Annotated in this window: 26 protein-coding genes and 1 tRNA gene; 9 read left to right on the top strand and 18 right to left on the bottom strand. The window is 69.6% G+C overall.

The features are described 5' to 3' along the window. Positions 1–259: 259 nt before the first annotated feature. Complete coding sequence (locus tag H7I41_RS01510; protein WP_264010779.1) at positions 260–943, top strand: GAF and ANTAR domain-containing protein; 684 nt, start codon at positions 260–262, stop codon at positions 941–943. Positions 944–958: 15 nt separating this feature from the next. Here H7I41_RS01510 and H7I41_RS01505 read toward each other — a convergent pair whose 3' ends face one another. From H7I41_RS01505 to H7I41_RS01495, 3 genes are all read right to left on the bottom strand, one after another. After that, positions 959–1,192 (bottom strand): hypothetical protein, encoded by a 234-nt coding sequence (locus H7I41_RS01505; RefSeq protein WP_264010777.1) that lies wholly within the window; start codon positions 1,190–1,192, stop codon positions 959–961. A gap of 194 nt (positions 1,193–1,386) precedes the next feature. After that, entirely contained in the window at positions 1,387–2,412 is a 1,026-nt protein-coding gene (locus H7I41_RS01500; protein WP_264010776.1) for an NAD(P)H-dependent flavin oxidoreductase, read from the bottom strand. A 61-nt stretch (positions 2,413–2,473) separates the two neighbouring features. Continuing rightward, on the bottom strand, positions 2,474–3,199 hold the full coding sequence (locus tag H7I41_RS01495; RefSeq protein WP_264010775.1) for an SDR family NAD(P)-dependent oxidoreductase: 726 nt from the start codon (positions 3,197–3,199) through the stop codon (positions 2,474–2,476). A 123-nt stretch (positions 3,200–3,322) separates the two neighbouring features. Between H7I41_RS01495 and H7I41_RS01490 the strand changes: the two genes are divergently transcribed. Continuing rightward, positions 3,323–4,234, top strand: a complete 912-nt coding sequence (locus H7I41_RS01490) for a LysR family transcriptional regulator (RefSeq protein ID WP_264010774.1) — start codon at positions 3,323–3,325, stop codon at positions 4,232–4,234. Here H7I41_RS01490 and H7I41_RS01485 read toward each other — a convergent pair. After that, a complete protein-coding gene (locus tag H7I41_RS01485; protein ID WP_264010773.1) occupies positions 4,231–5,055 on the bottom strand; it encodes an MBL fold metallo-hydrolase in 825 nt (274 codons plus the stop codon). The genes H7I41_RS01490 and H7I41_RS01485 overlap by 4 nt on opposite strands. A 9-nt stretch (positions 5,056–5,064) precedes the next feature. Then, the gene (locus H7I41_RS01480) at positions 5,065–5,910 is read right to left on the bottom strand and encodes an enoyl-CoA hydratase/isomerase family protein (RefSeq protein WP_264010772.1); all 846 of its coding nucleotides are present in this window, start codon (positions 5,908–5,910) and stop codon (positions 5,065–5,067) included. 174 nt (positions 5,911–6,084) lie between these two features. Here H7I41_RS01480 and H7I41_RS01475 point away from each other — a divergent pair, with 174 nt between their 5' ends. Together H7I41_RS01475 and H7I41_RS01470 are read left to right on the top strand one after the other, a co-directional pair. Next, complete coding sequence (locus H7I41_RS01475; RefSeq protein WP_264010771.1) at positions 6,085–6,528, top strand: VOC family protein; 444 nt, start codon at positions 6,085–6,087, stop codon at positions 6,526–6,528. A gap of 126 nt (positions 6,529–6,654) precedes the next feature. Beyond that, positions 6,655–7,335 (top strand): SDR family oxidoreductase, encoded by a 681-nt coding sequence (locus H7I41_RS01470; RefSeq protein ID WP_264010770.1) that lies wholly within the window; start codon positions 6,655–6,657, stop codon positions 7,333–7,335. A gap of 84 nt (positions 7,336–7,419) precedes the next feature. Here H7I41_RS01470 and H7I41_RS01465 read toward each other — a convergent pair whose 3' ends face one another. Beyond that, on the bottom strand, positions 7,420–7,953 hold the full coding sequence (locus H7I41_RS01465) for a hypothetical protein (protein WP_264010769.1): 534 nt from the start codon (positions 7,951–7,953) through the stop codon (positions 7,420–7,422). 53 nt (positions 7,954–8,006) lie between these two features. Beyond that, positions 8,007–8,079, bottom strand: a tRNA-Arg gene (locus H7I41_RS01460). A gap of 102 nt (positions 8,080–8,181) precedes the next feature. Here H7I41_RS01460 and H7I41_RS01455 point away from each other — a divergent pair. From H7I41_RS01455 to H7I41_RS01445, 3 genes are read left to right on the top strand one after another with little or no spacing between them, the layout of a single operon-like run. Further along, positions 8,182–8,895, top strand: coding sequence for a hypothetical protein (locus H7I41_RS01455; RefSeq protein ID WP_269892674.1), 714 nt, complete (start codon positions 8,182–8,184; stop codon positions 8,893–8,895). Then, a complete protein-coding gene (locus tag H7I41_RS01450) occupies positions 8,892–9,482 on the top strand; it encodes a cytochrome c oxidase subunit 3 (protein ID WP_264010768.1) in 591 nt (196 codons plus the stop codon). The genes H7I41_RS01455 and H7I41_RS01450 overlap by 4 nt, the downstream gene beginning before the upstream one ends. Then, positions 9,479–9,757 (top strand): cytochrome C oxidase subunit IV family protein, encoded by a 279-nt coding sequence (locus H7I41_RS01445; RefSeq protein ID WP_264010767.1) that lies wholly within the window; start codon positions 9,479–9,481, stop codon positions 9,755–9,757. Before H7I41_RS01450 ends, H7I41_RS01445 begins: the two co-directional genes overlap by 4 nt. On the opposite strand, the gene H7I41_RS01440 is transcribed toward H7I41_RS01445, so the two are convergent. Continuing rightward, positions 9,754–10,578: an LLM class F420-dependent oxidoreductase gene (locus H7I41_RS01440; protein ID WP_264010766.1), complete on the bottom strand. Its 825-nt coding sequence runs from the start codon at positions 10,576–10,578 to the stop codon at positions 9,754–9,756. The two genes, H7I41_RS01445 and H7I41_RS01440, sit on opposite strands and share 4 nt — an antisense overlap. 177 nt (positions 10,579–10,755) lie before the next feature. On the opposite strand from H7I41_RS01440, the gene H7I41_RS01435 reads away from it, so the two are divergent. Next, entirely contained in the window at positions 10,756–11,856 is a 1,101-nt protein-coding gene (locus tag H7I41_RS01435; protein ID WP_264010765.1) for a glutamate--cysteine ligase 2, read from the top strand. On the opposite strand, the gene H7I41_RS01430 is transcribed toward H7I41_RS01435, so the two are convergent. The 9 genes from H7I41_RS01430 to H7I41_RS01390 form a co-directional block, all read right to left on the bottom strand. Continuing rightward, positions 11,853–12,560, bottom strand: coding sequence for an anti-sigma factor (locus H7I41_RS01430; protein ID WP_264010764.1), 708 nt, complete (start codon positions 12,558–12,560; stop codon positions 11,853–11,855). The two genes, H7I41_RS01435 and H7I41_RS01430, sit on opposite strands and share 4 nt — an antisense overlap. Further along, positions 12,557–13,138: a sigma-70 family RNA polymerase sigma factor gene (locus tag H7I41_RS01425; RefSeq protein WP_264010763.1), complete on the bottom strand. Its 582-nt coding sequence runs from the start codon at positions 13,136–13,138 to the stop codon at positions 12,557–12,559. The genes H7I41_RS01430 and H7I41_RS01425 overlap by 4 nt, the downstream gene beginning before the upstream one ends. Next, on the bottom strand, positions 13,135–13,923 hold the full coding sequence (locus tag H7I41_RS01420) for a DUF1365 domain-containing protein (protein ID WP_264010820.1): 789 nt from the start codon (positions 13,921–13,923) through the stop codon (positions 13,135–13,137). The genes H7I41_RS01425 and H7I41_RS01420 overlap by 4 nt, the downstream gene beginning before the upstream one ends. A gap of 79 nt (positions 13,924–14,002) precedes the next feature. Beyond that, positions 14,003–15,073, bottom strand: a complete 1,071-nt coding sequence (locus tag H7I41_RS01415) for a poly-gamma-glutamate hydrolase family protein (protein WP_264010762.1) — start codon at positions 15,071–15,073, stop codon at positions 14,003–14,005. A gap of 131 nt (positions 15,074–15,204) precedes the next feature. After that, positions 15,205–16,431: an Nramp family divalent metal transporter gene (locus H7I41_RS01410; RefSeq protein ID WP_264010761.1), complete on the bottom strand. Its 1,227-nt coding sequence runs from the start codon at positions 16,429–16,431 to the stop codon at positions 15,205–15,207. 146 nt (positions 16,432–16,577) lie between these two features. Continuing rightward, positions 16,578–16,835: a hypothetical protein gene (locus tag H7I41_RS01405; RefSeq protein ID WP_264010760.1), complete on the bottom strand. Its 258-nt coding sequence runs from the start codon at positions 16,833–16,835 to the stop codon at positions 16,578–16,580. Positions 16,836–16,877: 42 nt separating this feature from the next. Next, positions 16,878–17,948 (bottom strand): NAD(P)H-dependent amine dehydrogenase family protein, encoded by a 1,071-nt coding sequence (locus tag H7I41_RS01400; RefSeq protein ID WP_264010759.1) that lies wholly within the window; start codon positions 17,946–17,948, stop codon positions 16,878–16,880. A 10-nt stretch (positions 17,949–17,958) separates the two neighbouring features. Further along, positions 17,959–18,750 carry an SDR family oxidoreductase gene (locus tag H7I41_RS01395; protein WP_264010758.1) on the bottom strand — a complete coding sequence of 264 codons (792 nt, stop codon included), beginning with the start codon at positions 18,748–18,750 and terminating at the stop codon, positions 17,959–17,961. Between the two features lie 93 nt (positions 18,751–18,843). Then, positions 18,844–19,179, bottom strand: coding sequence for a DoxX family protein (locus tag H7I41_RS01390; RefSeq protein ID WP_264010757.1), 336 nt, complete (start codon positions 19,177–19,179; stop codon positions 18,844–18,846). 50 nt (positions 19,180–19,229) lie between these two features. Between H7I41_RS01390 and H7I41_RS01385 the strand changes: the two genes are divergently transcribed. Further along, the gene (locus tag H7I41_RS01385; protein ID WP_264010756.1) at positions 19,230–19,787 is read left to right on the top strand and encodes a TetR/AcrR family transcriptional regulator; all 558 of its coding nucleotides are present in this window, start codon (positions 19,230–19,232) and stop codon (positions 19,785–19,787) included. A gap of 74 nt (positions 19,788–19,861) precedes the next feature. On the opposite strand, the gene ku is transcribed toward H7I41_RS01385, so the two are convergent. Continuing rightward, on the bottom strand, positions 19,862–20,797 hold the full coding sequence (gene ku, locus H7I41_RS01380) for a non-homologous end joining protein Ku (RefSeq protein ID WP_264010755.1): 936 nt from the start codon (positions 20,795–20,797) through the stop codon (positions 19,862–19,864). Positions 20,798–20,830 lie beyond the last annotated feature (33 nt).

Below are 20,830 nucleotides of genomic sequence, written 5' to 3'. Positions count from 1 at the left end.
GCGGGGCTGAGGGCCGGGCGGCGGCCACGGATGGCCGGGTGGGGCTCGTCTTCAGCCGGTCGGCGCAGCGCCCAGCAACCTTGCCCTGCGCCTTTGCCCGGCGTCGAAACAAGGCGGTCCCGCCGGCTCGTGGTCTGAACCGACGAGACCTCGACGGGTGCGCTGGTCGACCAGCGCACCCGCCTGCGCAGCAGCATGCCCACGCGCCCACATCACAAACCCCGTGTGCGAGGGGCTGTCATCGGGAACCCTGGAGGCTATGACGCAGCCACAGCCACACGATCTGGCCATGCGGATGGCCGAGCTTGCGCGCACGGTCGCGATGCCGCGCTCGGTTGAACAGGTGCTGGAAGACGTCACTTCGGCGGCCACCGAACTGATCCCGGGCGCCGACACCGCCGGCATCCTGCTGGTCGGTCCCGGCGGGAAATTCGAGTCACTCGCCGGAACCACCGATCTGCCGCACCAGTTGGACGAGCTCCAGATGACCTTCGAGGAGGGGCCCTGCGTGCAGGCGGCACTCGACGACGTGATCGTGCGTACCGACGACTTCCGTGAGGAGTCCAGGTGGCCCCAATACTCCAAGGCCGTGGTGGAGATCGGCGTGCTCAGTGGGCTGTCGTTCAAGCTCTACACCGCGGACCGCACCGCAGGCGCGCTGAACCTCTTCGGATTCGAGCCCAACAGGTGGGACGGCGAGGCGGAGACCATAGGCACCGTGCTGGCCGCGCACGCCGCCGCTGCCATCCTCGCCAGCCGGCAGGGTCAGCAGCTGGAGTCGGCGCTGTCCACGCGCGACCGCATCGGCCAGGCCAAGGGCATCGTCATGGAGCGCTACGACGTCGACGACGTGCAGGCGTTCGAGATGCTCCGGCGGCTGTCGCAGGAGAGCAACACCAAGCTCATCGACATCGCCCAGCAGGTGATCGAAACCCGGGGCTAGCGGCCGCGCGTCGGGTCAGCCGCGGCCGTGTCCGTGGCCGTGCTTCCAATGGCCACGACCCCGCGGGCCGTCGTACCAGCCGACCCAGCCCGGTGTGTCCACACACGCGTACGCGTAGCCGAGCGGGCCGCCGACGCACACGTCGGGTCCGGCCGAGGCCGGCGCGGCGATGACCACCGCGGCACCGAACGGCAGCGCCGCCACACTCAGGCCGAGCACGGCCTTGCGGAGCAGATTCGAACGGATCACACTCAACCTCCGGTTTCGCCTTGTTCGAGCGGACCCCCCGTCCGGGGATGACTCTAGTACGCGAATATCACCCGGTCATCTCACCCCTGTGTGACGCAAACCTCACTGCGGCAAGGTCTTTGCCCGCAAACGCCAGCTCTCTTGAAGTAGTGCGGAGGGCCTTTAACGGGGGTTTGCCGTTCGACCGGCCGCGTTCAGGCCTGGCCGGCGAGGTCGGTCAGGATCGTCGCCGTCGGCTTCTGCGGGGCGTGGCGATAGCCCGTCCCGGCCCACAGGTGCACCAGGTCGGACTCCCCGGCGGCCGCCGCCGCTTTGCGCAGGGGACTCGTCAGGTGGTGGAGCGCCGGATAGCCCAGCGGCGCCGACGCCTCGAACTCGTCGATGAAGCGATTCCGCAGGCCGCGCGCCGGGCGCCCGGTGAACGCCCGGGTGATCACCGTCTCGGTGCGCGACGGATCGGTGAGCGCAGCCTTGTGGGTGGCCGATGCCCCGCTCTCGTCGGCGCGCAGCAGCACCGTGCCCACCGCGGTGGCCGTGGCGCCTGCCCGCAGCACGGCGGCGACGTCAGCGGGGGTGGCCAGCCCACCCGCGGCGATCACCGGGAGGCCGACGGCGCCGCTCACCTGTGCCACCAGCTCGCCGATGGGCAGCGGCGACGGCATCCGATCGGGGGTGAACGTCCCGGAGTGGCCGCCGGCGACGGCGGCCTGGACGGCGAGCATGTCGACCCCGGCCGCCGCGGCCGCCTCGGCTTCCTCCAGCGACGTCACGGTCTGCACCACGGCCGTGCCCGCCTTCTGCAGCGCACGGATCACGTCGCCACCCGGTAGGCCGAAGGTGAAGCTGACGACGGGCACCGGATCGGAGAGCAGGATGTCGACCTTCGCGCCGAACGCGTCGTCGTCGTCGACCGGGTCGGCGGGCAGCGTCAGCCCGAACCGGTCCGCCTCGCGCTGCACCGCGGCCGCGTAGCGGCGGTAGGCCGCCTCGTCGATCGGCACCGGGTTCGGCGCGAAGACGTTGACGCCGAACGGGACCGACGCCTGCCGCACGGCGGCGATCTCGTTGCCCAGAGCTTCGGGCGTCTTGTAACCCGCGGCCAGCAGTCCGAGGCTGCCGGCCCGCGACGCGGCGATCACCATGGCGGTGGTGGTGGCGCCGCCCGCCATCGGCGCGGCGGTCACCGGCAGGCGCACGCCGAGGTTCGTCAGTGCGTTCATCGGTACTCCTCCGTGGCAGGGATTGTCGGTACGGGGCTCGTCATCGACAGGTAGTCCATCATCAATGCCCGGCGCTCTGGCCACCGTCGACGTGCAGCACCTCGCCGGTGACGAACGGCGCCTGCTCCAGATAGCGGATGGCGTCGACGACGTCGTCGATGTCGCCCAATCTGCCGACCGGATGCAGGCGGGCGAGGTCGGCGTGCGTCTCCGGCGGATGCATCGGCGTGCGGATGATCCCGAGAGCGACGGCGTTGACGCGGATGCCGCGCGCCGCGTACTCGACGGCCAACGATTTCGTCACCGCGTTGAGCCCGCCCTTCGTCAACGACGCCAATGCGGAGGGGACCGCCGAGTTGGCATGGTCGACGAGGCTCGTCGACACGTTGACCAGGTGGCCGCCGTCGCGCTGGTCCAGCATGGCGGCGACGGCGCTGCGCGACACCTCGAAGAAGCCGCGCAGATTCACACCGGTGACGGCGTCGAAGTCCTCGTCGGTGTATTCGGTGAACGGTTTGGCGACGAAGATCCCGGCGTTGTTGACCACGGTGTCGACCCGGCCGAAGCGGTGCAGCGCCGCGTCGACCACGTGGGCGCCCGCGCCCGGGGCGGCGATGTCTGCGGCGACGGTGAGCACTTCGGGGTCGATGCCGAACTCGGTGAATGACCGCGCCGTCGCGACGACGGCGTAGCCGAGCTTGCGGTAGGCGGGGACCAGGGCGGCGCCGATGCCGCGCGACGCGCCGGTGATGATGGCGACCTTCGTGTCGTCGTTCTGCTGGGTCATGGGAGTTCCTTCCGTTCGGATGTCGCTCCGTGGAACCGATTCTGGGCGCCCGGGCGTCCGGCTGCATACGACCGGTTTCCTCGTTGCTGGGAGGCGCAGACTCCCACCACTTAGAATCGGCCGGTGGAGCTGCGTCAACTTCGCTACTTCGTCGCCGTCGCCGAGGAGCTGAACTTCGGCCGCGCCGCGCAGCGCCTCCGCATCGCCGGTCCGTCGCTGTCCCAGCAGATCAAGGCCCTCGAACGGGACCTGCACGTCCAGCTGTTCGATCGGGACCGCCGCTCGGTCACGCTGACGGCGACGGGCGCCGAACTGCTGCCCAAGGTGCGCGATCTGCTGGCGCGCGCCGACGAACTCCGGCACGCCGCCGTGCAACTGGCCGACACCGAGCCTGTCCGGCTCGGCTACGTGAGCTGGCGGCCCGCCGATCTCGTCGAACGCACCGCCGCCGTGGCGCAGCTGCACGTCGACACCTGGGTGATGCCGTCGCACGCGCAGGCCGCGCGCGTCGCCGAGCGGGCCATCGACCTCGCGATCTGCTGGGTCGACGAGGACGATCTGGCCGCGCTCGGCCTGCGCGCCGACATCATCGGGGCCGACCGGCTGTACGCGGTGGCTCCCGGCACCGACTCGTCGGAGGTCGACGCCCGCGACATCGTGGTGCTGCTCGACGCGGACGCGGCGAGCTGGTCGTCCTGGAACCGTTACGCCGAGTGCTTCGCCCGCGACTCCGGCGCGAAGGCGGTTCGCATCGACGACGGCGGCATCACCGGGACGGCGTTCTTCGAGCACGTGCGGCGGCTCCGGCGGCCGGTGCTGAACTCGCCCAAGGATCGCACCGGCTCGCTGCCGCCGGATCTGGTGCGCAGGCCGGTGGTGCGCCCGCAGCCGTACTGGCCGTGGTGGCTGGTCTCACGCAGCGACGAATCACGAGCCGCCGTCAACGCGGTGATCGCGGCGCTGGCCACCGGCGGCCCCGCGACAGGGGGCACAGACCAATGGTGGGGGACGCGCGGCCGGCCGGCCCCCGTCTAACCCGCCGGACCGTCGAGCAGCGACCAGGACCCGGCGTCCCCGGGCACCAGCCGGTCGGCGATGCCCGCCTCGTCGAACGCCGTCCGCACGTCGGCGATGGTCTCGCTGTAGATCGACCACCCGGCGATGTGGGCGATCACGACGCGCGGGACAGCAAGCGCCGCAGCGACATCCGCTGCCCGCGGACCGGTGAGGGTCAGCGGTCGGCCCTGGTTCTTGGTGGGCAGCCGCGACGCCCCGGCGAACAGCACGGCGACGTCGATGTCGCCGAATCGCCGTGCGATCTGGACGACGGGCGCCAGGGAGGCGTTGTCGCCGCTGACGTACACCGTCGGCAGTCCGGTCGCCTGCAGGACGAAGCCGGTGACTTCGGCGTTGACGTGCCCGGAGGCGTCCCGCGTCCCGTCCAGCGGGCCGTGCACGGCAGGCACGGCGGTGACGGTGATGACCCCGTCGCCGTCGGCGCGCGCGAGTTCGGTGGTGTCCCATGTCGCCAGACCGAGTGCACGCGCTCCGAGGCGGGCGGCGGCGCCGGGCCCGGTCACGATGGTGGGTACGGCGGTGGTGGCCCACTCCCGGCCGGCGATGTCGAGGTTGTCGTTGTGGTCGTCATGGCTGAGCAGCACGGCGTCGACGGGACCGAGGTCGGCGGCGGGCACCGAGGGCGGGGTCAGCTTGGCCATGGCGCCGTAGTCGCGCGGGTCGTCGAAGGTCGGGTCGGTGACGAATCGCGTTCGGCCGTAGTCGATGACGACGGTGGGGCCGCCGACGACACCGACGGCGAAGGTGTGGCGTGCGGCGCCGATGGCGGAGGTGTTCACCGGGTCGCCCTAGTCGTCGTCGCCGAGTCGGCCGACGTGGTGGCCGAGGCGGGTCTCGACGTCACCGGGTTGGTGGAAGCCGCGCTCGAACAGCTTTTGTATCCGGGCCTGCGCTGCGGGACGGCCGAGAGCGGCGACGAAGGCGTCCCACTCGGGGGCGATCTCGTCGTCGGGAGGCAGGCTGTTGATGTTCACCAGGTGCTTGGTCTCGGCGATCGCCTGCTTGTCGAACGACGCGATCCGGGTGGCCAGTGCGTCGACGAACGCGTCGAGTTCGGCGTCAGGCATGCAGCGGTTGACGTAGCCGTACAACTGGGCGAGGTCGCCGTCGATGTCGTCGGCGCCGAGCAGCACCTCCAGCGCTCGTCCGCGGCCGATCAGCCGGGGCAACCGCGCCATCGGCCCGCCACCGGGCACCAGCCCGGCTCCCACCTCCCACTGCGACAGGATCGCCTTCTCGCGGCTGGCGAAGCGCATGTCGCTGGCCAGCGCGAGCTCACTGCCCACCCCGGTGGCGCGACCGCGGATGGCGGCGATGGACACCACCGGCGCGCGGCTCAGCCGGGCGAGCATGTCCGGAAGTGCCTGCAGCCCGGTGCTTCCCGCGGGGTAGCTGGTCGACTCCTCGAGGTCGGCGAGGAAGTTGTAGTGGGTCAGGAAGAACCCGTCGACGGCACTGTCGAAGACCACCACCTTCACGTCGTCGTCGTCCTCCAGCGCGGTGACGACGGCGTCGAGCTGCGGCAGCGTCTCGGGGCCGAAGATGTTCAGGGGCGGGTTGTCGAACGTCACCCGCCAGTAGGCCGGCGATCGTCTGCTCACGGAGATCTGTTCGGCCTGTGCTGGACCGGTCATGTGTCGCTCCCGTTCGGATGAGTGGTGCAGGGTGAGATTACGACGGCGGACGCCGGCCGGGAATGCGTCGTCTGTCATTCGACGTTCATGCGTGCATTCCGGTCACAGAATCCGGAACAGACGTCCGAACCGCGACATCCGCGCCACGGCTCGAACCAGGACAAAGGAGCCGTCATGGACATGAAACTCGAAGTCGTCGTATTACCGGTGTCTGACGTCGACCGGGCGAGGGATTTCTATCAGAAGCTCGGCTGGCGGTTGGACGCGGATTTCCCTGTGGCCGAGGGATATCGGGTGGTGCAGGTGACGCCGCCCGGGTCGCCCACGTCGGTCATCTTCGGCACCGGCGTCAGCACGGGTGCGCCCGGTTCGACTCAGGGTCTGTACCTGGTCGTCACCGACGTCGAGGCCGCCCGCGCCGAGCTGGTGGCGCGCGGCGTCGAGGTGAGCGAGGTCTTTCACGACACCACCGGAGTCTTCAATCAGGCCGGCGGGACGGGGCGCGTGCCGGGGCCGGATCCGGAGCGCCGCAGCTACAGCTCGTTCGCGACGTTCCAGGACCCGGACGGCAACGGCTGGGTGCTGCAGGAGATCACCGAGCGCCTGCCCGGTCGCTGACCGGCGGCACGATTCCCGCTAGCTGCAATCTTCGGCGGTTCCCGGATTAGTCGGGCCGTCGCGCGGCTTGTCATCAACAGCCGTGAACATCCACAACCACATTGCCGGATCAGATGGAGGCACATCATGAACACCGAGAACATCGTCGCACTGGTGACGGGCGCCAACCGTGGACTCGGCCGGCGGTTCGCCGCCGAACTCGTCGCCCGCGGCGCGAAGGTCTACGCGGGAGCGCGCAATCCCGACACCGTTGACCTGCCGGGCGTCGTACCCGTGCAGCTGGACATCACCGATCCCGAATCGATCCGCCGTGCCGCGGGATTCGCCACCGACGTGAACCTGTTGGTGAACAACGCCGGTGTGTCCACGCGCGCGTCCGTGCTCGACGGGTCGATCGAGGACATCCGCCTGGAGATGGAGACTCACTACTTCGGCACCCTGCAGGTGATCCGCGCCTTCGCCCCGGTCGTCGAACGCAACGGCGGGGGAGCGATCCTCAACGTGCTGTCGGTGCTGTCCTGGCTGCACCCGCCGACCAGCGGCGCCTATTCCTCCGCGAAGGCCGCCGCCTGGGCGATGACCGATGCGGTGCGAACGGAGCTCGCTCCGAAGGGTATCCACGTCGCCGCACTGCACGTGGGCTACATGGACACCGACATGGTGAGCTACATACCGGCCGACCAGAAGAGCGACCCGGGTGTGATCGCCAAGCTGGCCCTCGACGGTGTGCTCGCCGGCGACAACGAGATCCTGGGCGACGAGATGACGCGCGGCGCCAAGGCGTCGCTGTCCGCGCCGGCACGCTGACCCTCTCGTTGACTTTGCGCTCAGGGCGTCGATCTGCGAGAGGATCGTGCGCTGAGCGCAAAGTCAACGAAGCGCCCGGGCCAGTCAGCCGACCTCGTAGGCCAGCCGCGACACCCGGAAGAAGTGACCGCTGCTGGTGTCGGTGCATGTGAGCGCCGACGATTCGCTGTCGCAGGTGATCGCACCGAAAACCATCGTGTCGCCGTATTCCAGCGTGGGCCACTCGGGAACGCCGGTGCCGATCGACGCGAACGAGCAACGGACGTAACCGGGTTCACCCTGCACGAGCATGACGTCATTGCCGGAGCCGGTGTTCGACGGGCACGGCTTCCCGGCAGCGTCGTGCGCGACTCCCGGCGGCACTACGTAGTCGACGTCCTCCAGCTGACAGACGACGTACGGGCTCGCGCCGCTGTCTCGGTCGAGCACGCAGCGGATGTTTCCCGACGGCGTGGTGAAGTTCGCCCGGCGCTCCTCGGCGTGCGCCGTCGCCGGGATCGCGCTGATCGCCGCCAGTGCGACGGTCGCCGCCGCGATGGCCAAACGTGTCGGGGTCGTCATGTCGATGCGGATCCTCGCGCTCAGGCGTCGCCCCAGCGGCTTCGTCGTTGCCGCCATCCGACACCGTTCGCATGGCTACCGATCCCAACAACGACCGATCACCGGATGAGTGCCCCCGGCATGATTCGAACATGCGACACCGGCTTTAGGAGAGCCGTGCTCTATCCCCTGAGCTACGGGGGCGGGGACCGCGTGAGAGTTTACCGCCCCCGCGCCGTCCGCTCGCCACGCGGGAGTTTCGGCAAAATTGTCAAAACGTTCGCCATCGGCCGGTAGCCTGCCGACGTGGAGCTGAGGATGCAACGCGTCGGCGCCTGGTCGGGAACAGTGATGATCCTGCTGTACGGCACCTGCTTCTCCGGACTGGCGCGGCTCTTCCCGCCGCTCTCCCCGACGGCGTCGGCCGAGGACATCGCGCAGTTCTTCGTCGACCACAAGCTGTGGATCCGGTTCGGCGTCGCGGGCGCCCTGCTCACCGCCGTCCTCGCGCTGCCGTTCCTCGCCGCACTGGTGCTGCGCATCCGCCGCGCCGAAGGCGGCTGGGGCATGCTCTCGGTCACCCAGGTGTTCGCGGCGACCATCTTCGTACCCGCACTGATCTTCCCGCTGATGATGTTGGCGGCGGCCGCATTTCGGCCCGAGGACCGCCCACCCGAGATCACCCGGGCACTCAACGACCTGTTCTGGCTGTGGTTCATCGGCATCGTCGGCACCATCGTCGTGCAGAACATCACGCTGGCGGTGGCGTCCTTCATCGACAGGGCCGACCCGCCGACCTTCCCGCGCTGGTACGGCTACCTCAACCTGTGGGTGGCCACCCTGTCGCTGCCGGGGTGTGTCGTCGTTGTGTTCAACGACGGCCCGCTGGCCTGGAACGGCGTGTTCGCCTTCTATCTGCCCGGCCTGGTGCTGGTGATCTGGATCGTGGCGACCACCGTGGTCATGCTGCGCTCGATCTCGGCCCAGCAGGCCGCCGAATCCCCGGTGCCCGTGCCGTGACCGCCACGGCCGCCGCGCCCGCGGACACCGACGCCCGCCGCATTCCCGGCGAGGCAGGCACCTGGGTCTTCCTGTTCGGCGACATGCTGGTGTTCGGCGTCTTCTTCGTCACCTTCATGGTGGCCCGTGGCCGGACTCCCGAGGCCTTCGACGCCGCACGCGCGACGCTGCACATCGGCGTCGGGCTGCTCAACACGCTGGTGCTGCTCACCAGTTCGCTCTGCGTGGTGGTCGCCCTCGGCGCCGTCCGCACCGGCGCCCGCTCGATCGCCACCTCCGCCGTCACCGCAGCGATCGGCTGCGGCCTCCTGTTCGCCGGCCTGAAGGTCTACGAGTACACCGCGCTGGTCTCCGCCGGCCACGGCGCCGGGGCGGGCGATTTCTACCTCTACTACTTCATCCTCACCGGCCTGCACCTGTTCCACGTCGGCCTCGGCCTGCTCGCGCTGACCTTCGTGTGGACGCAGACACGCAGGCCCGAATTGAGCGGCAACCGGATGGCGCTCGTCGAGGGCGGCGCGTGCTTCTGGCATCTGGTCGACCTGCTGTGGATCTTCCTGTTCGCCCTGCTGTACCTGGTGTCATGACGGGTCCATCCGTGCTGCAGCTGATCCGCAACCGCGCGGGCGTGACGTGGCTGCTGCTGATCGCCGCCACCGTCGTCTCGTGGGCGGTCGGCGCCGAGCACGGCACCGGCTCGGCCGTCGCCGTCGTCGTGCTCGCCATCGCGGCGGTCAAGGTGCGGCTCGTCGGCCTGGACTTCATGGAACTGCGCCGTGCACCGGTGGCGCTGCGAACGGTGTTCGAGGTCTACTGCGTCGCCGTGTGGGCGGTGCTCAGCGGGCTGTACCTCTGGTACTAGCGCAGTTCGGCGATCACCTTCGCGAACGCGTCGGCGTGCGGCGCCTGCACGATGATGTAGGAGACGCCGTAGTCGTCGCGGTAGCCGCGGATGCGGTCGGCCATGTCGCGCGTCGACCCGGCCAGCGTGCCGGGATGGCGCAGCAGCTGCTCATCGGTCAACCCGGGCAGGAAGTGCCGCGGAATCGACAGGTCGGGCATGCCGGAGCCGTCGACCGGCATCGCCGTCACGGCGAGGTTGAGTTCCAGCTCGGCGAACCGGTCACCGGCAGCGGCCCGGACGAACGCGATCCGCTCGGCGAGCGGGTCCTCGTCGCCGGACGCCGGACGGTCACCACCGGTCAGCCCGATGATGTCGGCCCTGCGGGCAGCCAGGGTGAGCACCCGGTCGCCGTTGCCGGCGATGAGGATCGGCACGCTCGGCAGGTGTTCGCGCAGATATCCGGTGACGTGCGCCAGGTGGTCGACGCGTTCGCCCGCGCTCGGGTACGGCAGCTCGGCGGCCTCGAACTCCTCCCGCACGTACCCGGTGCCCAGGCCGGCCTCGAACCGCCCGCCGCTGAGGTCGTGCAGCGCCGCGACGTCGCGGGCCAGCAGCGCGGGCCGGTAGAAGCCGGCGTTGAGCACGAACGTCCCCAGCCGCAGCGTTCGGGTGGCCGCCGCGGCCGCCATCAGCGCAGGGAACGGAGCAGGGGCGCCCAGATGGTCGGGCACGTGCAGTACGTCGAAGCCGAGCTCCTCGGCTCGCCGCGCGGTGTCCTGCACTTTCGTCAGTGAACGGGCGGCGTGCAGACCGAGTCCGAACCGAAGATCCCGCGGCATCAGTCGATCGTAGGAGGTCGCCCGATTTCGATGTTTGACCCTCGCGGGAAGTGGGCACAAATGATCCGCACGGTTCGCCTCACCGCGGTGCGGACCCCTACGAACCACCACCAGATCCGGCCCGTTGTGAGTACCCCGGCGGGCCGGATCAATATTTCGAGAGAGTCTGCAGGCCCGATGTCCAGCCATCCCACCGTGGGCGTCGAGGAGGAGTTCCTCCTCATCGACCCGGACTCGGGCGAACCGGTGCCGCACAACCGCCGCGTCGCCGAACTCGCCGCCGCCGACGGCGTCGACCTCCAGCTCGAGCTGACCTCCTGCCAGGTCGAGACAGCCACCGACGTGGCGGGCAGCACCGCCGAACTGCACGAGCAGCTGACCCGGCTACGGCGGATCGCCGGACGCGCCGCCGACGCCGCGGGCGCCCGGCTGCTCGCCGTCGGTCTGCCGCCCACCGTGCCGCACCACTTCCCGATCACCGACTCGCCGCGCTACCGCAGGATTGCCGACACCTTCGGGATGATCGCCCACGAACAGGGCATCTGCGGCTGCCACGTGCACGTCGCGGTGCCCACCCGCGAGGCGGCGGTCCGGGTGAGCAACCGGCTGCGGCCGTGGCTGCCGCTGCTGCTCGCCCTGACCGCCAACTCGGCGATCTACCGCAACGCCGACAGCGGGCACGCGAGCTGGCGACAGGTGCTGTGGTCGCGGTGGCCCAGCGCCGGCCCGCCCCCACACTTCGAGTCGGTCGACGAGTACGACGCGGTGGTGCAGATGATGCAGAACGCCGGCGCGATGCTCGACGACGGCATGGTCTATTGGGACGTCCGGCCATCGGCGAACTTCCCGACCGTCGAGGTGCGGGTGTCCGACGTGCCCGCCACCGTCGCCGAGACGGTCCTGCTGGCCGCGCTGACCCGCGGTGCGGTGATGACGGCACTCGACGACGAGCGCAGCGGCGCCGGCCTGCCCCGCATCTCCCCGCACGCCCTGGCCGCGGCGTACTGGAAGTCGGCACGCGACGGCCTCGACGGGCAGGCCGTCGACCTGTTCGACGCCCACTCACCGGCGCCCGCCGTCGACCTGCTGCGGGCCTTCGTCGACCGGATCACGCCCGCACTGCGTGCCGTCGGCGACGAGGAGCTGGTGCGGGCCGAACTCGACCGCATCGCCGAGCAGGGCAACGGCGCCATGCGCCAGCGGGCCGCGTGGCAGCGGCGCCACGAGGTGGCCGACGTCATCGACGAGGCGGCGACGGCGACGCTGTCGGGCTGTTAGACCAGCGGCAGTTCGGCGAACACAGGTGTGGTCGGCGCCTGTGAGCCCGAGCCCGGTTCCACCGTGAAGGCCAGCGCGTTCGAGTCCCCGAGATCGGGCAGCACCGCGGTGGTGGACGGGGCCACGGCCTTGGCGTCCATGGTGCCCGCCGACTCCGCGCCCTCCGACCCGACCAGCCACATCTGGTACACCGTGCCCTGTTCGGGCGGCGCGACGTTGTTCATCACCAGCACGCCGGCGTTGCGGTCCCGCGAGAACACCAATGTCGCCGTGCCGCCGGTCGGGATCGGACCCGACACCGTGCGCACGTCCGGCGCGGCGAACACCTGCTCGGCGGTGGACGGCGTGGGCGCGGGCCGCAGTGCGTAGCCCACCCCGAGCGCGCCGAGTCCGACCACGAGCACCGCGGCCGCGGCGAGCACCGCCTTCTGCCACCGCCTCGGCCGCAGTTGGCGTACCGGGTCGTCGGCGACGACGCCGAGCACGCGGTCGCGCAGCTGATCCGGCGGGTCGACCGCCGTGCCTGCCGAGAGGATCGCCATGGTCTCCCGCACGGCGCGCACCTCGTCGTCGAAGGCGCGCACCACCTCTGCCGGGGCGTCGGCAAGGCGCCGCTCGATGTCGTCGAGGTCGGACTCGGGAATCGCGTGCAGCGCATACGGAGTCGCGAGCTCGATCAGGTCGTCTTCCACCGGCCCGGTCATGAGACCCCCAGGCAGCGACGCAGTCCGCGGATGGCATCACGCATCCGTGACTTGATGGTGGCCAGGTTCGCCGACAGCCGCTCGGAGACCTGGACGTAGGTCATCCCGTCGTAGTAGGCCAGCTGGATCGCCTCGCGCTGCACCTCGGTGAGCGAGTCCAGGCAGGCGGTCACCCGGCGGCGCTCGTCGTGGTTGATCGCGGCCTCGGCGACGTGGTCGACGGGCGGCTCGACGGTGGCCGCGCCGTAGCGCGATTCGCGCACGGAGCCCGCCTGCTCGGAGCGCACCCGGTCGACGGCGCGGCGGTGCGCGAGGGTGAGCAGCCACGCCAGGGGAGAGCCGGCGGTCGGGTCGTAGTTACCGGCCGACCGCCAGACCTGCAGGTAGACGTCCTGCGTGGTCTCTTCGCTGTAACCGGGGTCGCGCAGCACTCGGGTGACCATGCCGAACACGCGGGAGCGGGTCTGGTCGTAGAACGTGGCGAACGCGTCGGCGTCCCGCTGTGCGACCCGACGCAGCAAATCGTCGAGGTCGGTGGTCACGAGCGGTAGCCTAACCGGACACAGCAGCAACGTCATAATAATTGCGATCTGGACTCGCGTGCGATCAGAGGCGTTGCGGGCGAATCGGTTTCATGCGTCACCGGGCATCCTTCGGCATGGCGCGGCACCACCGGCACCCGCCGCAGCCACAGCAGGGCGCCCTGCACCTTCATGCTCCAGCGGCCCATCAGCGGCGCCGCGGGCGCCGTCAGCTGCATCCACAGCACCTGGGCCGGGCCTGCGGATCGCCGCGTGCCGCGCAGGGTGGCCACGAATGCCGGGTGCTGGTCGCGGTGCAGGGAGATCGACACGTCGACGGCCTCGGCCGGCCGCGGTGCGCGCACCAGGTAGTAGCCGTCGACCCCGTTGAAGGCCGAGGCGTAGATCCGCTTGCGCACCATGACGGGCTGCTCGCCCGACGGCGGCAGCAGGTAGGCGTGCCGCTCACCGTGGGTGTTGTGCACCTCGGCGATGACGTGGCGCAGGGTGCCGTCGGCGTCGTGGCACCAGTACAGCGACAGCGGGTTGTACACGTAGCCGAGCACCCGGGCCTGCAGCAGCGCGGTGATGCGGCCGCCGCGCAGGTCGATGTCGCGCTCGGCCAGGAACCTGTCGATGCGGTGCCGCAGTGACTCGTTGGGGCCGCCGGTGAAATGGTCCTCGGCCTCGAACCGCGCGAACGGCCGCAGCCAGCGCGGCAGCCGCGGCAGGTCGTCGACGTCGACGTACCAGGAGTAACCACTGTTCTCGAAGTAGTGGTGCACCGGTGAACGGCGCAGATGCGTCACCCGGGTCCGGTACAGCGCAGGGGCCTGCGCGATGCATGAACTTTCCACACCCGGTATTCGGAGTCGCCGCGCGCACGGATGGCCGCGGGCGTGGATGTGATCCCCGTCGCCGCTACGGAGCGGGTGGCTGCCAGCTCCGTGCGGCCGCGACCAGCCCCTGCACCAGGGCCGACGTCGCCGGGGACAGGCCGTCGTCGCCCGGCAGCGGGCTGCGGGGGCTCAGGCCCCGCACCCGCGGTGTCAGTTCGAGCTGGGCACCGCCCGCGCGCACCCTGTTGACCGGGTTGTCCGGGTGCAGCCCCCGCAGCTCCCGCGGAATTGCGTCGAGGTCGGTGACGACCTGGTAGCCGGGCACCTCGACGTGCTCGGCCAGATGGTCGGCCAGCGCGCGGTTGCGCCCGCCGGCCAGCAACTGGGTGCTGCGGCCGATGCGGCCGTATCCGTGCAGCGACACCGCGACCTCGACGTGGTCGAGGAACTCGGCGAGGCGCGGGGACTGTGCGGCGAGGTAGCGCGCGGACGGCAGGTGGTGCGGGTAGTGGTCGGGGTGGCGCACCACGTACACCGACGCGCCTGCGGCGTCGGCGGCGCGCTCGGCGATGACGTCGGTCATCTGCTCAAGACCGCCGCCGTGGATGGCGAGGAACCCGAAGCGCGATCGCAGCGTGCTGTCCTCGACGACGGCGCGGTCGGCGAGCAGCTCGGAAAGCGTTTGCGGGCCTTCGTCGTTCGTAGTACCCGAACGGTTAGGCCAGTGCGCCGGATCCCACCGGCGGAGGAATTCGACCCAGCGGTGCGGCAGCCCGTGATGCTCGGCGCCGTCGATGATGCGCTCGAGATAGCCGGGCCGCGGCGGGCCCGGTTCGACCCGGTGGTCGATGTACACCCACGCGTCGGCCGGCCCGTCATCGGTGTGCACCGTCATCCGGTCGCGGCGGTAGCGCACGGGGACGCCCTCGGCGCTGTCGAGCGTGGCCAGGTCGTGGTCGGTGAGCCGCCACAGCACTCCGTGCACCTGTGAGCCGTCGAACGGTTCGACCGTGGCCACGCCGCGTTCGTTGATCAGCCAGTCGTGGTCGGCCAGCATCGCCGGCCGCGGGTCGACGGCGCCCGGGCATCGCTGCGCCATCTGCCGCACGCACAGGTTGGACCCGTACGCGAAGTAGGTGTGAGCGGGACGCATCAGCCTCTGACAGTGGTGTGGATGAGCACTGATTCACGACTTTACCGCGAGGAACGCCGACCGCCGTCCGAGGTGGGACGCCCGTCGATGCCCGCAAATGTGCAGTACCAGCTCGCCAGGAAGCCCTGAGGTCAGCCTCGGACGGTCAGGTAGATCAGCACCACGTTGAGCACGCTGATCAGCACGGCGACCAGCCACCCGAGTGTGGTGGTCACCCGGTGGTTGGCGTCGTCGCCCATCAGCGTCCGGTCCGCGGTCAGGCGAATCAACGGGATCAGCGCGAACGGGATGCCGAACGACAGCACGACCTGCGACACCACCAGGGCGCGGCTGGGATCGATGCCGATCGCCAGGATGGCGAGCGCCGGGACGAGGGTGACCAGACGGCGCAGCAGCAGGGGATAGGAGCGGCGCAGCAGGCCCTGCATGATCATGGCGCCCGCGTAGGCGCCGACCGACGACGATGCCAGCCCGGAGGCGAGCAGGCCGACCGCGAAGAACAGCGCGACCGTCTGGCCGAGCGAGTTCTGCACGGCGGCATAGGCGCCCTCGATCGAGTCGGTGTTCTCCATGCCCTGCAGGTTGGTGGCCGCGACCAGCAGCATGGCGAGGTTGACCGCGCCCGCGACGAGCATCGCCAGCGCGACGTCCACACGGGTGATGCGCAGCATCCGGCGGCGCGGTGCGCCGGCGTCCGGGCGGCCGTGCCGGTCGCGGGCCAGACCGGAGTGCAGGTACACCGCGTGCGGCATCACCGTCGCGCCCAGCATCGCGGTGGCCAGCAGCACGCTCTCCGCGCCGTCGAACCGTGGAATCAGGCCGCCCACAACGTCACTCGCCGCGGGTGCCTCGACGAAAAGGCTGGTGAGGAATCCGATCGCGATGACGAGCAACAGACCGCTGATGACCCGTTCGAACACCTGCTGACCGCGGCGATTCTGCACCGCCAGCAGCAGCAGTGACACCACACCGGTGATCACGCCGCCCACCAGCAGCGGCAGGTCGAACAACAGGTAGAGAGCGATCGCACCGCCGACCACCTCGGCGAGATCGGTGGCCATCGCGACGAGTTCTGCCTGCAGCCAGTATGCGATGCGGGTCGGGGTGCGGGTGTTGTCGGCGACCGCCTCGGGCAGCGTCCGGCCGGTGACGAGTCCGAGTTTCGCCGACAGGTACTGCACAAGGCCCGCCATCACGTTGGCGAGCAGGATCACCCAGACCAGCAGGAAGCCGTACTGCGCGCCCGCGCTGACGTTGGCGGCGACGTTGCCGGGGTCGACGTAGGCGATCGCGGCCACGAAGGCCGGGCCGAGCAGCAGGAATCCCGGCTTCAGCGGCGTGGCGGTGTCTCGCAGCACCCACGAACCCCTTCTCTATCCGGCAATGCGAATAGAAAAGTTAGGTTAACCGAAACCTGGCCGTCAAGCCAGGGCACCCGCATCGCTTCGACGCCGATACCCCGACCGCCGGCGTTCAAGCCGCCGGTCGGCCATGGTTCGTGCTGCTACCAACCGCCGATCATCATCGCCGGGCCGTAGTACTCGTCGGACCACGGGTAGGCATAGACGGGCGGCGTGGCATTGAGCTGTGCGTTGCCCGGTGACTCGCACAGGGTCGACGAGCCGCCCAGAGCCGCTGAGCCACCGGTGTTGACGCACTGCGGAAGGCCGGGCGCGGCACCCGCGGCTGGTGCGGCCAGGATGGCCACGGCGGCACCGCCTGCGGCGAGCAGCGGTGTGAGATAGCGGAGGGTGGTCCTCATGTGCGCGCTCTTTCTTGTTCGGTGATCCCCGAGTGGGTTCCGTCAGCGTACAGCGGTTTTCCAGGTACTGAGAGGCAAGTCGAGCGTCGTCCTGATGCCGGGCACGGCGGCCACGACGTCGGGTATCGCGTTCACGATCCGGGCGGCGGTGGCGACCAGACCGGCGTGATTGTGGTCGCCGTTCGGGCTGCTCAAACAGAGGTCGAGCGCGTACGTCGGCTCGCCGGTGATCTCGATGCGGTACGACCCACCCTCCTGTGCCGGCTGTGGCCATTCGGGGCAGAGGTCGTCGCGCAGTCGGGTGACGTGTTCGAGCACGACGGCCACCTCACCGTTCTTGATGCCCCGCACCTCGAACCGCAACGCCGCGGCGGTGCCCTTCGCGATGTGGCCGGAGGCGATGTCGAAATCATCCGGCGCGGGCACGCGCTCATAGGTCTCGTTGACCTCGTCGAGTTCGATGCCGATACCCGCAGCGAGCTGCCGGACGACTGACCCCCACGCCAGGCTGAGCACCCCGGGCTGCAGCAGCATCGGCAGGTCGTCGAGCGCCTTCCCGAAGCCCATCACATCGAACATCACCGTGGCGCTGTCGTAGGTGTCGTAGTTGATGATCTCCATGCAGCGCACCTGCTCGATGCTCTGGCAGGTGCCGGCCAGCGCAAGGGGGAGCAGGTCGTTGGCGAATCCGGGATCGATGCCGTTGACGAACAGGCTCGAGCCGCCCTCGCGGGTGGCCGTCTCGATCGGGTCGACGAGTTCGGGCGGCAGCACCTGCCACGGGTATTGGAGGAACACCGGGCCGCTGCCGACGACGTTCACGCCGGCGGACAGGATGCGCCGGTAGTCCTCGAGCGCCTCGGGAAGCCGGTTGTCGGCCATCGCCGTGTAGACCGCGCAATCCGGCTTGGCGGCGAGGATCTCGTCGAGGTCGTTCGTGGTGAGCACCCCGGTGGCGTCGGCCAGCCCGACCAGTTCGGCGGCGTCCTTGCCCGCCTTGGCCTCTGACGACACCCACACGCCGGCCAGCTCGAACCGCGGGTCGGTGATCAGTTGGGTGAGCGCATGGCCGCCGACGTTGCCGGTGCCGATCTGCGCGACTCTGATGGTCATGGATGTGTCCTCACAGATCGGGGATGGGCAGGTCGAGATTCGGGAAGGTGAGGCCGCCGTCGACCTCGAGCGTCGTGCCGGTCAGGTAGCTGCCCGCCGGCGACGCGAGATACACCGCGGCCGCGGCGATGTCCTGCGGGTCGCCGAGTCTGCGCATCGGGGTGGCCTTCTCCATCGGCTGACGCAGGTCGTCGTTCGAGGCGACGATGTCGAGTGCGGAGGTGAGTATCGAACCGGGCGCGATCGCGTTGACGCGGATGCGTGGACACAGGTCCAGAGCGCTCAGGCGGGTGTAGTGCGCGAGTGCAGCTTTGGCGGTGCCGTACGCGGCGAAGCCACGGCCGGCCAGCCGGCTCATCGTCGAGGTGATGTTGATGATGCTGCCGCCGCCGGAGTGCTCGAGCATCAGCGGTGCGGCGGCCGCGGTGAGCGCATGGGCGGTGGCGACGTTGAAGGTGAACGCGTCACGCATGTCCTTGGTGGAGGTGCTCAGCAGCGCGTTGGGCATGGTGCCGCCGACGTTGTTGACGACGATGTCTAGTGTGCCGAAGGCTTCGACCGCCGCCTGTGCGAGTTCGGCCGTGGACTCGGGGCGGGCGAGGTCCGCGACGACGACGTGGGCGCGTCGGCCGGTCGCGGCGATCTGCTCCGCCACCTCCTCGAGTTGAGACTGCGTGCGGGCCGCGATCACCACGTCCGCACCGGCTTCCGCGAATGCCACCGCCATCGCGGCCCCCAGCCCGCGACCGGCTCCGGTCACCACCGCCACCTGGTCGTCGAGCCGGAATCTGTCAAGGATCACGTCGTCTCCACTTCTGTCGCCGGGCGACACCGTAACAAGGCCGCGGACGCTTGGTGGGCGATTTCTGGAACACGTTCTAGTAAGACGGCGCGGTTAGAGGTGCTCGCTCACGACGGCGAGTGAGAGCGCGGCGAGAACCAGGGGCACGCCGATCCGCCCGGTGTCGCGGGCGCGGAGGTGGAACGCCGTCGCGACGACGAAGTACGCCGTGAGGAACCCGCCCGCGGCGAGGCCGGCGGGTTGCCACCACAGTCCGGCGATCAGCGCGCAGGCAGCGATCAACAGCAGGACGGCGAGTCCGTTCAGCCAACGCTCGGGAACGCCCGCGCGCCGGTAGCTCTCGACCACCGCAGGACGGTGCGTCAGCTTCATCCCCGCCGAGGCCGCGAGTATCGCCGCCAGGATCGCCGACACGATGATGAGCGCCATGCACCAATGTAAACATTTGTATAGATTGGTGACAAGACCGGAGGAGATCGATGAGCCCCCAGCGCAGCAACCGCGAGCAACTACTCGCCGGCGCGATGCGGTGTCTCGAACGGTTGCCACTCAATCGCGTCACCGCCCGCGAGGTCGCCGACGAGGCGGGCGCCAATCTGGCGTCGATCGGCTATCACTTCGGTTCAAAGGACGCGCTTGTGACGGCGGCGGTGATCGAGGGCCTCGATCGCTGGCTGGAGGAGGTGCAGCAAGGCCTGTCTGGGTTAGGCACCGCCGAAGGATCCCAGCGGCTGAATGATGTCAATGCGGTCGTCGAGCGGACCCGACGGCGCCACGCCGGGCTGGTGCAGAACTTCTTCGCGGCCGTCGCGATGGCGCGCCATGACACGGTAGTTCGCGATCAACTCGCCGACGGGTTCACCCGCACCCGGCCGGCGATCGCGCGGCTCCTCGGGTTCGGCGACGGGGGTGATGACGCCGCGACGCTGGCACTGGCGATGTTCTACGGACTCTTGATCCAAACGGAACTCGACCCGGCGTCGGTTGTTTCCGGCGACCGGTTCGACGCCGCGCTCGCGCAGCTGCTCCAGCGTTGACCCGCGCGAGTGTGAAACGTGGGCGGAGAATCGGCCCGAATTCCGCCCACGTTTCACACTCGCGGGCGCGGGGCCTACTTCTTGGCCGCGGCCTTCTTGGCCGGAGCCTTCTTCGCGGCCTTCTTGGCGGGTGCCTTCTTCGCCGCGGCTTTCTTCGCGGGGGCCTTCTTGGCCGGCTTGTCGCCGTCGCCGTCGCCGTCGGCTTTCCCGCCGGAATCGCCGCGACGCGCCTTCACGCTCGCCTCCAGCCTGGCCAACAGGTCGGACACGTCCTCGGTCTCGTCGAGCTCGGTCGGCTGCTCCTCGACTGCGAACGCCTCGCCGCCCTCGAGCTTGGCCTGCACCAGTTCGCGTAGCTGCTCCTGGTAGTCGTCGTGGTAGCGGTCGGGATTGAAGTCGTCGGTCATCGACTCGACCACCTGGCCGGCCATCTTCAACTCGGCCGGCTTGATGTCGACCTCCTTGTCGAGCACCGGGAAGTCGGGGTCACGGATCTCGTCGGGCCACAGCAGCGTGTGGATCACCATCACGTCGCGCTTGCTGAAGTCCTTGACGCGCAGGGCCGCAAGCCGCGTCTTGTTGCGCAACGCGAAGTGCACGATGGCGACGCGATCCGTCTCGGCGAGTGTCTTCGCCAGCAGCACATAGGATTTCGATGACTTGCCCTCGGGCTCCAGGAAGTAACTGCGGTCATACATCAGTGGGTCGAGGTCGGCGGCCGGCACGAATTCGAGCACCTCGATCTCGCGGCTGCGCTCCTCGGGCATGGTCGCGATGTCCTCGTCGGTGATGATGACCATCTGGCCGTCGTCGGACTCGAAGGCCTTGGCGATGTCGCGGAACTCCACCACCTCACCGCAGACCTCGCAGACCCGCTTGTAGCGGATGCGGCCGTTGTCTTTCTCGTGGACCTGGTGGAACTTGATGTCGTGGTCTTCGGTCGCGCTGTAGACCTTGACCGGCACGTTCACCAGGCCGAAGGCGATCGATCCCTTCCAGATGGAACGCATGTTGCCAGTATGGCGGCAAACAGCACGGAAAGG

It is taken from the genome of [Mycobacterium] manitobense (genome assembly GCF_025821665.1).
Classification (GTDB): domain Bacteria; phylum Actinomycetota; class Actinomycetes; order Mycobacteriales; family Mycobacteriaceae; genus Mycobacterium; species Mycobacterium arseniciresistens.
Note: the sequence above shows the minus strand (reverse complement) of the source record. Positions and strands in the feature narration are given on the sequence as shown.

Excerpts from the sequence above, each read along its gene's own strand:
- H7I41_RS01510 (WP_264010779.1), top strand. The coding sequence starts at position 260 with ATGACGCAGCCACAGCCACACGATCTGGCCATGCGGATGGCCGAGCTT.
- H7I41_RS01500 (WP_264010776.1), bottom strand. The coding sequence starts at position 2,412 with ATGAACGCACTGACGAACCTCGGCGTGCGCCTGCCGGTGACCGCCGCG.
- H7I41_RS01495 (WP_264010775.1), bottom strand. The coding sequence starts at position 3,199 with ATGACCCAGCAGAACGACGACACGAAGGTCGCCATCATCACCGGCGCG.
- H7I41_RS01480 (WP_264010772.1), bottom strand. The coding sequence starts at position 5,910 with ATGACCGGTCCAGCACAGGCCGAACAGATCTCCGTGAGCAGACGATCG.
- H7I41_RS01475 (WP_264010771.1), top strand. The coding sequence starts at position 6,085 with ATGGACATGAAACTCGAAGTCGTCGTATTACCGGTGTCTGACGTCGAC.
- H7I41_RS01470 (WP_264010770.1), top strand. The coding sequence starts at position 6,655 with ATGAACACCGAGAACATCGTCGCACTGGTGACGGGCGCCAACCGTGGA.
- H7I41_RS01465 (WP_264010769.1), bottom strand. The coding sequence starts at position 7,953 with ATGGCGGCAACGACGAAGCCGCTGGGGCGACGCCTGAGCGCGAGGATC.
- H7I41_RS01445 (WP_264010767.1), top strand. The coding sequence starts at position 9,479 with ATGACGGGTCCATCCGTGCTGCAGCTGATCCGCAACCGCGCGGGCGTG.
- H7I41_RS01440 (WP_264010766.1), bottom strand. The coding sequence starts at position 10,578 with ATGCCGCGGGATCTTCGGTTCGGACTCGGTCTGCACGCCGCCCGTTCA.
- H7I41_RS01435 (WP_264010765.1), top strand. The coding sequence starts at position 10,756 with ATGTCCAGCCATCCCACCGTGGGCGTCGAGGAGGAGTTCCTCCTCATC.
- H7I41_RS01430 (WP_264010764.1), bottom strand. The coding sequence starts at position 12,560 with ATGACCGGGCCGGTGGAAGACGACCTGATCGAGCTCGCGACTCCGTAT.
- H7I41_RS01425 (WP_264010763.1), bottom strand. The coding sequence starts at position 13,138 with ATGACGTTGCTGCTGTGTCCGGTTAGGCTACCGCTCGTGACCACCGAC.
- H7I41_RS01415 (WP_264010762.1), bottom strand. The coding sequence starts at position 15,073 with ATGCGTCCCGCTCACACCTACTTCGCGTACGGGTCCAACCTGTGCGTG.
- H7I41_RS01405 (WP_264010760.1), bottom strand. The coding sequence starts at position 16,835 with ATGAGGACCACCCTCCGCTATCTCACACCGCTGCTCGCCGCAGGCGGT.
- H7I41_RS01400 (WP_264010759.1), bottom strand. The coding sequence starts at position 17,948 with ATGACCATCAGAGTCGCGCAGATCGGCACCGGCAACGTCGGCGGCCAT.
- H7I41_RS01390 (WP_264010757.1), bottom strand. The coding sequence starts at position 19,179 with ATGGCGCTCATCATCGTGTCGGCGATCCTGGCGGCGATACTCGCGGCC.
- H7I41_RS01385 (WP_264010756.1), top strand. The coding sequence starts at position 19,230 with ATGAGCCCCCAGCGCAGCAACCGCGAGCAACTACTCGCCGGCGCGATG.
- ku (WP_264010755.1), bottom strand. The coding sequence starts at position 20,797 with ATGCGTTCCATCTGGAAGGGATCGATCGCCTTCGGCCTGGTGAACGTG.